The sequence below is a fragment of the Microcystis sp. LSC13-02 genome (genome assembly GCA_002282935.1).
GTDB lineage: Bacteria > Cyanobacteriota > Cyanobacteriia > Cyanobacteriales > Microcystaceae > Microcystis.
Map to the genome: position 1 here is coordinate 1 of MTBT01000300.1, position 8,373 is coordinate 8,373.

Below are 8,373 nucleotides of genomic sequence, written 5' to 3' on the forward strand. Positions count from 1 at the left end.
AGGTGCGAAACCCCGCAAGGGAAAGAAGCAGAAACCTAAATCGTGAGGTTTGGGAATCACCGTCCGTTTACGGCGGTGAGGATGTCAAAACGACAAATTAATAGTAACTGCCAGATTTGCGATGATGGATGGCGGTTAAACCCTGGTGTAAAACCTTGCCTTTTTCTGCGATCGCATAAAGCAGCCAATGATCACCGCACTCCATTCGTTGTTCTACCCGACATTCCAGATAAGCGAGCGCTTCGGCCAAAATCGGCCCACCGTTCTCAGCTTTAGTGGTTTCGATATGAGCAAAACGATCTTCTCCGGGGGCAAAAGGTTTAAGAAAATGCTTCATTAAAGCCAAATGTTGACCTTCTTGGAGGATATTAAGGACAAAAGGCGTACCGCTATAAAGCAGAGACTCGATCGCTCGTTCTTTCGCCACGGCAATAGTCAATCCGGGGGGTGTAAACGTCGCTTGCGACACCCAAGAAGCTAACATGGCGCCGCGCAATTCCCCCAATTCGCAGGTGACGATACAGAGAGAACCCACCAAACGTCCGAGAGCTTGCGATCGCCGATCGCTTTGGGATTGGTTAACATTAGTTTTCGGTTGTCTGCTTTTGCGAGCTTTTTTGACTGCTTGAGCGAAATCGGTTCCCGCTTCCTCACAGGTCTTTAAAATTGCCTCCGTCGGCTTAAATTTAACCCGAATTGGCTCAAAACCGAAGCGATAACCGCCATCCCGGAATTTACCTTCCAAAAGATCGATCGCTTCTCCACTCCAACCGTAGGAACCAAAAACCCCCACCAGCTTGCTTTTATCGCCATTTGCTAGGGTAATCCCCAAGGCGGTTTGGATAGGAGTCGGTGCGTGTCCTCCCAAAGTGGGGGAACCAAAGATCAAACCGACACTTTTTTCGATCGCCGTTTTGATCTCGTCTGGTTCGGCGGACTCGGCATTAATCGCCGTGACTGCTACTCCCGCTTTCGTGATCCCCATGGCGATCGCTTGAGCGAGGGTGGCGGTGTTGCCGTAGGCACTAGCATAAATCAGGGCGATTGTCAACTCTTGGGACTTTTGTACTGCTAACCATTGTTGATAGGAAAGGGTCAATTCGTGCATCGCGTAACGCACCAGAGGACCGTGACCAACGGCATAAAATAAGGGCGATTTAGCGGCTAATTTCTCCAAAGCGTTGCTAATTTGGCTGGCATAGGGAGCCATGAGACAATCAAAATAATAACGCCGATCTTCGTTATAAACGCTCCAACCCTCATCAAAAATTTGGTCGCCACAAACGTGCGCCCCGAATAATTTATCGGTGTAGAGAATATCAGTTTTGCTGTCGTAGGTACAGAGTTGATCGGGAAATCTGGGGTTAGGAGTGGGGATAAATTCTAATTGATGGTTTGCTCCTAAATTTAATATTTCTTCCCCCTTGACAACGAAGAGATTTAATGCTTCGGTTTCGAGAATTTTTTTCAGGGAAATTGCCCCCGGATTAGAACAAACAAAAGTGACTTGAGGAGCGATTTCTAAAAGTGCCTTGAGGGTAACGGCACGATTGGGGTTAACGTGACCGAGAATAATATAATCAATGGTTTTCGGATCGATTCTTTTAGTTAAAGCCTCTAAAAATATAGCCGAGAATGATTCCCCCGGTGGATCAAAAAGAGCGACTTTTTCACTTTTAATCAAATAACTATTGGCAGTGGTTCCCTTTTGTAATCCGTATTCAATCTCGAATTTTAACCGGTCCCAAGTGCGGGAACGAAAGACAAAAGTATCGACGGCAATAGGTGCTACTTGTACATCTCTCGGTTTGACAATTGCATTATTCATAATCTTAGTTACCAGTTATCAGTTAAGTAGTCAAGTAGTTAAGCGGCAACTTGAGGCTGTGATCATTTTTTACTGGGCAAGTTTGGCATCAAAGTCAACACTTGATTTTTGACTAAATACAGCCTTTTATCGCTAGGGACGAGTGGGGAAATTTATAGGTTATCTTGCCAGCCGGAAGGACATCAATATCTAAAGTACACTATCTCTGGGAATAAACCTAGCTTCTAGCAATTTGCTCGCGAGTAACGATACTCCTCTGGGGGGATTTGCCAGTCTATTGAGAAATTCTAAAGGGAACGTGATCCCCAGAAGCGAGGTGCTAGTCTGAGGAAAACCCTGCTCTCTCCCTATCAGGCAAAGTTTTTATGAGCTATCAGCACTCGTCTTTTGACTGCACTAGCGCCAATTTTGAGAAAGCCGCTTTGACTCATTTTCGCGCTCTTGTGGCTTTTTTACCGGATAATTGCCGTGTTTACCGACAAACCTGGGAATTTTCTACGGTTCTCTGTCTCGATTTTCTAGCCTGTTTGCAGGGACTAGCAATCACCCGTCAAAATTTCTCCCATCTAGTTAATGTGACACAAGAACTGAGTTTAGGTCAAGCAATCATTTTGAAAGTAGGCAATAAAATCGTTGAGTGGCATCGTTTAAGCTAAGATTTCAATTTTCGACAATCCCAACAGTCTAGAAAAAAATCGGCTCTCTCTGTTCTTTCTGTCTCTGTGGTTGATCTTTAACGCTGCTGACATAACCCAATAAAAATGTAGATTGTCGGCTATTCTAGAACTGTTTGAGTCTAGAAAAAGCCCCGATAATTTGACCAAGGCTAATACCACCATCATTAGTGGGAACAGTTTGCTGCCAGTAGGGTTGAAATCCCGAAGCTTGTAAGCGATTAATTGTTCTTTCCGTCAGATAACGATTTTGAAAACAGCCTCCCGTCAGGAGAATTTTTTCTCTACCTATTTTATGAGCAATTTCTACAATAATCTCACTTAAACTATTATGAAATTTAGCGGCAATTATGCCGATTTGTCCTTGTTTTTCTAAATCCTCAACAACTCCTAAAATTATCTGATTCCAATCAATAACTATGGGTGAGTCGGCGGACAAAGAAAAATTGTAATATTCCTCCGTTTTAATGCTCTCAAGGGCAAATTCTAACTGCATTGCTGCTTGTCCCTCAAAACTTAATTGATAACATAAACCTAGAATCGCCGCCACACCATCAAACAAACGTCCGACACTAGAAGTTAAAGGACAATTAATTTTTTTGGTTAACATTTGCCTAAAAATCGACCATTCCTGTTCACTAAAAGCTGATTTTATCCTAGCCGTATTTTCCATAACTTCTAGTAATCCTAAAGCCACTCGTCTGGGTTCTTTAACCGCTTTTTCTCCTCCCAGTAATGGCCAGGGTTTAAAATGGGCGACTCGCTGCCAAGAATCGGCAGTGATATAGATAAATTCTCCCCCCCAAATTGTGCCGTCTAAACCGTATCCTGTTCCATCCCAAGCAACCCCTAAAACCGGAGGTTGTAGCTGATGTTCTGCCATGCAGGATAAAACGTGAGCGTAATGGTGTTGAATGGGAATAACGGGTAAATTTAAGCTATAAGCGTACTTGGTCGCTAGATATTCAGGATGGGCATCACAGGCAATAATTTCTGGTACAAACTCGTATAATTTTTTTAAACTATCGAGAATATTTTCAAAATGATTGACAGCATTAACCGTATCTAAATCGCCGATATGTTGACTGATAAAAACTTGATTTTTTTGATAGATAGCCACGGTATTTTTAAAATAACTTCCCACGGCCAGAATCGGAGGAAAATCTCCATCATTAACTTTAACGGGAAAGGGAGCATATCCCCGCGCCCGCCGCAAAATCATCGCTTTTCCCGCCATTTCCCTGATAATAGAGTCATCCACTGGTCGAACAATGGGACGATTATGAACTAGAAAAAAATCGGCGATTGTTCCCAATTTTTCTAAAGCTTCTTTTTCCTCAATACAGATAGGTTCATCGGCTAGATTACCACTGGTTGCTACAATAGGAAAGCCTAATTCTGCTAATAAAAGATGATGTAGGGGAGTATAGGGTAACATGACTCCTAGATAGGGATTACCCGGAGAAACCGAAGGAGAAAGATAATTTTTTCTTTGTTTAATCAGGACAATTGCCGCTGCAGGAGACTGCAATAATTGCGATTCTAAAGAAGATACATAACCATGCTTTTTCACTAACTCAAGATTAGGATACATCACGGCAAAAGGCTTATCCCGTCGCTGTTTACGTTGTCGCAATTTTTGCACTGCTTGCGTATTTCTTGCATCGACGACTAGGTGAAATCCTCCTAACCCTTTGATCGCCATAATTTTTCCCTGTTTAATTGCTCTAGCAGTAGCGATTAAAGCTTGATCTTTTTCCGCTAATACAGAGCCTTGACTATCTAAAAGACTAATTTGGGGTCCGCAGCGAGGACAGGCATTCGGTTGGGCATGAAAACGGCGATCCAGAGGGTTTTCGTATTCCCTTTGACATTCGGGACACTGATTAAAACCTCTCATAGTTGTGGCACTGCGATCGTAGGGCAAACTCTCGATAATACTGTAGCGAGGACCGCAGTTAGTGCAGTTAGTAAAAGGATAGCGATAACGACGATTATTCGGGTCAAAAATATCGGCTAAACAATCGGGACAAGTGGCTAAATCGGGCAGAACAATTGTATTTTTTTCACCGCCGCTGCTAGGACGTATGCTAAAGTTTTGATAACCGACGGGATTTAACCATTGAGTCTCAATATTTTCAATTAGCGATCGAGGTGGTTTTTCTAAAGATAATCGAGTCAAAAAAGTTTCTAGTTTGTCTCGATTGCCCTCGACTTCAATAAAAACTCCCGCTGCTGTGTTATTCACCCAACCGGCTAAGTTTAATTCCGTTGCTAATCGATAAACAAAAGGACGAAAACCGACCCCTTGTACTGCTCCGCGCACAATTAAAGCTAATCGCTGATCGGATTGATTGATCTGATTATTCATAAAAATTTAACGGGGAAATCATCAAATTCATCCCTGATTACTTTTCCCGTTATACTAAACTTTCACTAATCACCCGACAGCATTCTTCCACACTGGCCCTTTTTTCCATAGCTATCACTAAAGCTTGATAGGCAGTCTGTTGTTTTTCTAAAAGAGTTTTTGCCTGTAATAAACTCCAGCGCTCTTTTTGGGCATAATTATTCTCGGAAACCCCCGCTAATTTTAAGGCCGATTGCAGATAAAATCGATCGCTTTCTCCCCCTTCCGCTTTACCATAAACTAAGGTTTCGGCAGCAATTCCCGCCATCCACACCGTAGAAATTCGCTCTAAAAAAGCAGGAAAATCGCTAAAATTCTTGACTTTTTGCTCTAAATCTGCTAGGTCAAATTGAACACCGCCGACTCCCTCCTGGCCTTGACGAAAGGCTTCCCAAGCGGTCAAACTATAACCAGCGATCGGAATGCCTAAAATATAAGCGGTGAGAAAATGTCCGGCTTCGTGGTGAATAACTCTTTGACGGTGTTTACTAGGAGAAAGAGCATCCAGTAGTAAAGTCACGCCCCGGTTATTAAAGGTGAGAGTATCAACGGTAACTAATCCCAAGAGGCTAAGAGTAGCCAAAGCGGGAACAAAAGGCGAAATAGACAGCAAAGGAGTGACAAACACGGAAAGAGTGATCGAAAAAACGGTAATCGCGATCAGATTTAAAGCTGTCTGTTCCATAAAAATTGATAAAAATATACAAATGCTTAATACTATGTTACATTCCCTAGTTTTATTTTCCCCGAATTAACCAACCAATTACCCCACCCACAAAAGCAGTCACAATCGATATACCGATCTGTTTCCAGTTTTTTACCTCGCCAATTTTTTCAGCTAAATCGGGAATTTTTCCCACGGATACCTCGATCAGTTTCACTCTTTCATTTAAACCCGTGATTTTTGCGTCTAAAGTCCTGATTTCTCCCTTAATTTCCGTCTGTCCTATCTCCAAGACCTGAATTTCTCTTTTGATCTCTCCGACACTATTCTCGATCGCTTTTTGTCCATTCTCCAAAGAGGTTAAACGAGTTTCGATCGCTTTTTGTCCATTCTCCAAAGAGGTTAAACGAGTTTCGATCGCTTTTTGTCCACTGATAATCAAATCTTCTAACCTTTTTAGGTCATTTTCCGTAAAAGCCGTCATCAGCTAAACTCCTAATAGATTAATTTTTTCTCGTCTTGAGATTGGGTCGATCGTTGACTAATTTAATTATGGAGTCAAAATCAAACTGTTACCCATTGATAGTTCTAGGTTCAACGCGGCAATAGGGATTTAGGGTGATAGGGAAATTTCCAGCTAAATCCCCCACCTCCCCATCTCTCCTTTACCATAAATAAACATTATTGTTTTCGAAATTTCCAGCTAAATCCCCCACCTCCCCATCTCTCCTTTACCATAAATAAACATTATTGTTTTCCTATATAGATAACTTTTATTGATGAATATTGATCGCACTATCCAACTAGCTCATCAATTAGCGGACGCTTCTGGAGAGATTATCCGGCGCTATTTTCGGCAGCCCCATCTAGAAACCGAGACAAAACTCGATCAAGTTTCCTCAATAGTAACAATCGCCGATCAAGAAGCTGAGGAGGCGATGGTAGCGATTATTCGGCGAGAATTACCCGAAGATGGGGTTATTCGCGAAGAAGGAGCCAATATTCCCGCCCAAAGTGGTCGTTATTGGGTGTTGGATCCGATCGATGGAACATCCTCTTTTGTCAAGGGATTACCGATTTTTGGGACTTTAATCGGCCTAGTGGCAGAAAATCAACCGATTTTAGGAATTGTCGATCAACCGATTTTAGGCGATCGCTGGTTAGGAGTGAAGGGAAAAGCGAGTCTTTATAATAACCGGATGATTGTTAATCCCTACCGTCAAGATCGGGAACTTGTCTTAAAAAATGCCTGTTTAGCCTCCACCACTCCCTTAATGTTTATCACAGAACGACAACAAGCGATCGCTCGTCAGCTGCAAACCGTCTGTAAACGTACCGCTTTTGGGGGTGATTGTTATAACTATATGATGTTAGCCACTGGCTGCACTGCCATGCCGATGGTAATCCTAGAATCAGACCTGAAATACTACGATTTTTGTGCTTTAATCCCGATTATTGAAGGTGCGGGCGGAATAATTAGCGATTGGTCAGGTAATCCCCTACAAGCTGATTCTAGCGAAGTTTTAGCCGTCTCTAATTCTGGTTTATGGCGGCAGGTTTTAGAACAAATCAGCAGAGTGGGTTAGTGCGAATAGCAAGATAATTAGTCAACAGCTAACCCACCCCTGCGGCAATTAAACGGTGGCTAATTGAGGTTGGGGACGTTTGCTGTTACGGATACCTTCGATCGCCGTCGCGTAATCGGGGGCATTAAATACCGCCGAACCTGCTACAATCGCATTAGCACCCGCTTCGAGAACTTGCCAAGTATTAGCCGGTTTTAAGCCGCCATCCACTTCAATCCAGGGATCCAAGCCTCTTTCATCGCACATTTGGCGTAATTGACGGATTTTGGGGACAACTTCCGGGATAAAACTCTGGCCACCAAAACCGGGGTTAACGCTCATAATTAAGACTAAATCGCACAAATGCAGCACATATTCGATTAAATCTAGGGGAGTGGAGGGATTTAATACCACACCCGCTTGTTTACCGAGTTCGCGGATTTGGCAAAGAGTACGATGGAGGTGGGGAGAAGCATTATGTTCAGCGTGAACAGAAATAATGTCAGCACCCGCTTTCGCAAAGTCAGCCACATATTTTTCCGGTTCCACGATCATTAAATGCACATCTAAAGGTTTTTTCGTATAGGGACGAATAGCGGAGACAATCAGGGGTCCAATGGTGATATTCGGGACAAAACGACCATCCATCACATCAACGTGAATCCAATCGGCTCCTGCCTTATCCACAGCCTCGATATCGGCTCCTAATTTACTAAAATCCGCCGATAGGATCGAGGGAGAGACAACGATCGACTTCGAGCTTCCGTTTTGGGTCATGGCTAACTATAGAATTTCGTGTTTATATTTTCGTAACAATCTTATCAGTAATCAGTGATCAGTGATCACTAATCGGATTTGAGTTTTCAGTCGGGGTAATCCCAGAGCATTTTGTATAAATTGTAACAGACAAAAATTTCTGATTGTTGTATAGCAATAACCGCTACTGACAATCAAGGATTTCTACTCTAAAATGAAAGATATTGCCATCCCTGTTAGGGAATTTCTTAGAAACTTGAGGTATATAAGTGTGACATAATCACCGTTTCGCATTTAACCTTCATCGAAAATTTGGGTCTGAAACCCCGTCGTTCTACGACGGCTTTACCGTTAAATATGAGCATCGTTTACGGAATATATGCTTAAATGTGAGACATGGAAAAAGCCTATTCTTACCGATTTTACCCCACACCAGAACAAGAGTCGCTATTGCGGCGCACTTTGGGCTGTGTAAG

Annotated in this window: 8 protein-coding genes; 3 read left to right on the forward strand and 5 right to left on the reverse strand. The window is 42.8% G+C overall.

What is annotated here, in order from left to right; translation table 11 throughout:
• Positions 1 to 97: 97 nt before the first annotated feature.
• Positions 98 to 1,828 (reverse strand): diflavin flavoprotein, encoded by a 1,731-nt coding sequence (locus BGL89_RS18740; RefSeq protein WP_286827032.1) that lies wholly within the window; start codon positions 1,826 to 1,828, stop codon positions 98 to 100.
• Positions 1,829 to 2,193: 365 nt separating this feature from the next.
• Here BGL89_RS18740 and BGL89_RS18745 point away from each other — a divergent pair, with 365 nt between their 5' ends.
• A complete protein-coding gene (locus BGL89_RS18745; protein WP_286827033.1) occupies positions 2,194 to 2,484 on the forward strand; it encodes a hypothetical protein in 291 nt (96 codons plus the stop codon).
• Positions 2,485 to 2,608: 124 nt separating this feature from the next.
• Here BGL89_RS18745 and hypF read toward each other — a convergent pair whose 3' ends face one another.
• Genes hypF through BGL89_RS18760 form a run of 3 tightly spaced genes read right to left on the reverse strand, consistent with a single transcriptional unit; the run spans position 2,609 to position 6,060 of the window.
• Positions 2,609 to 4,873 carry a carbamoyltransferase HypF gene (gene hypF / locus BGL89_RS18750; RefSeq protein WP_286827034.1) on the reverse strand — a complete coding sequence of 755 codons (2,265 nt, stop codon included), beginning with the start codon at positions 4,871 to 4,873 and terminating at the stop codon, positions 2,609 to 2,611.
• 49 nt (positions 4,874 to 4,922) lie between these two features.
• Positions 4,923 to 5,597: an ATP-dependent Zn protease gene (locus BGL89_RS18755; protein WP_286827035.1), complete on the reverse strand. Its 675-nt coding sequence runs from the start codon at positions 5,595 to 5,597 to the stop codon at positions 4,923 to 4,925.
• 52 nt (positions 5,598 to 5,649) lie between these two features.
• Positions 5,650 to 6,060, reverse strand: a complete 411-nt coding sequence (locus BGL89_RS18760; protein ID WP_286827036.1) for a hypothetical protein — start codon at positions 6,058 to 6,060, stop codon at positions 5,650 to 5,652.
• Between the two features lie 295 nt (positions 6,061 to 6,355).
• Between BGL89_RS18760 and hisN the strand changes: the two genes are divergently transcribed.
• The gene (gene hisN / locus BGL89_RS18765) at positions 6,356 to 7,162 is read left to right on the forward strand and encodes a histidinol-phosphatase (RefSeq protein WP_286827037.1); all 807 of its coding nucleotides are present in this window, start codon (positions 6,356 to 6,358) and stop codon (positions 7,160 to 7,162) included.
• 48 nt (positions 7,163 to 7,210) lie between these two features.
• Here the strand turns inward: hisN and rpe are convergent, their stop codons facing one another.
• Positions 7,211 to 7,918 carry a ribulose-phosphate 3-epimerase gene (gene rpe, locus BGL89_RS18770; RefSeq protein ID WP_061431496.1) on the reverse strand — a complete coding sequence of 236 codons (708 nt, stop codon included), beginning with the start codon at positions 7,916 to 7,918 and terminating at the stop codon, positions 7,211 to 7,213.
• Positions 7,919 to 8,293: 375 nt separating this feature from the next.
• Between rpe and BGL89_RS18775 the strand changes: the two genes are divergently transcribed.
• The coding region (locus tag BGL89_RS18775) for a helix-turn-helix domain-containing protein (RefSeq protein ID WP_286827038.1) at positions 8,294 to 8,373 on the forward strand (80 nt) is incomplete at its 3' end.

What these genes read in the sequence shown, in the direction of transcription:
- BGL89_RS18740 (WP_286827032.1), bottom strand. Translation starts at nt 1,828, where the DNA reads ATGAATAATGCAATTGTCAAACCGAGAGATGTACAAGTAGCACCTATT.
- BGL89_RS18745 (WP_286827033.1), top strand. Translation starts at nt 2,194, where the DNA reads ATGAGCTATCAGCACTCGTCTTTTGACTGCACTAGCGCCAATTTTGAG.
- hypF (WP_286827034.1), bottom strand. Translation starts at nt 4,873, where the DNA reads ATGAATAATCAGATCAATCAATCCGATCAGCGATTAGCTTTAATTGTG.
- BGL89_RS18755 (WP_286827035.1), bottom strand. Translation starts at nt 5,597, where the DNA reads ATGGAACAGACAGCTTTAAATCTGATCGCGATTACCGTTTTTTCGATC.
- BGL89_RS18760 (WP_286827036.1), bottom strand. Translation starts at nt 6,060, where the DNA reads ATGACGGCTTTTACGGAAAATGACCTAAAAAGGTTAGAAGATTTGATT.
- hisN (WP_286827037.1), top strand. Translation starts at nt 6,356, where the DNA reads ATGAATATTGATCGCACTATCCAACTAGCTCATCAATTAGCGGACGCT.
- rpe (WP_061431496.1), bottom strand. Translation starts at nt 7,918, where the DNA reads ATGACCCAAAACGGAAGCTCGAAGTCGATCGTTGTCTCTCCCTCGATC.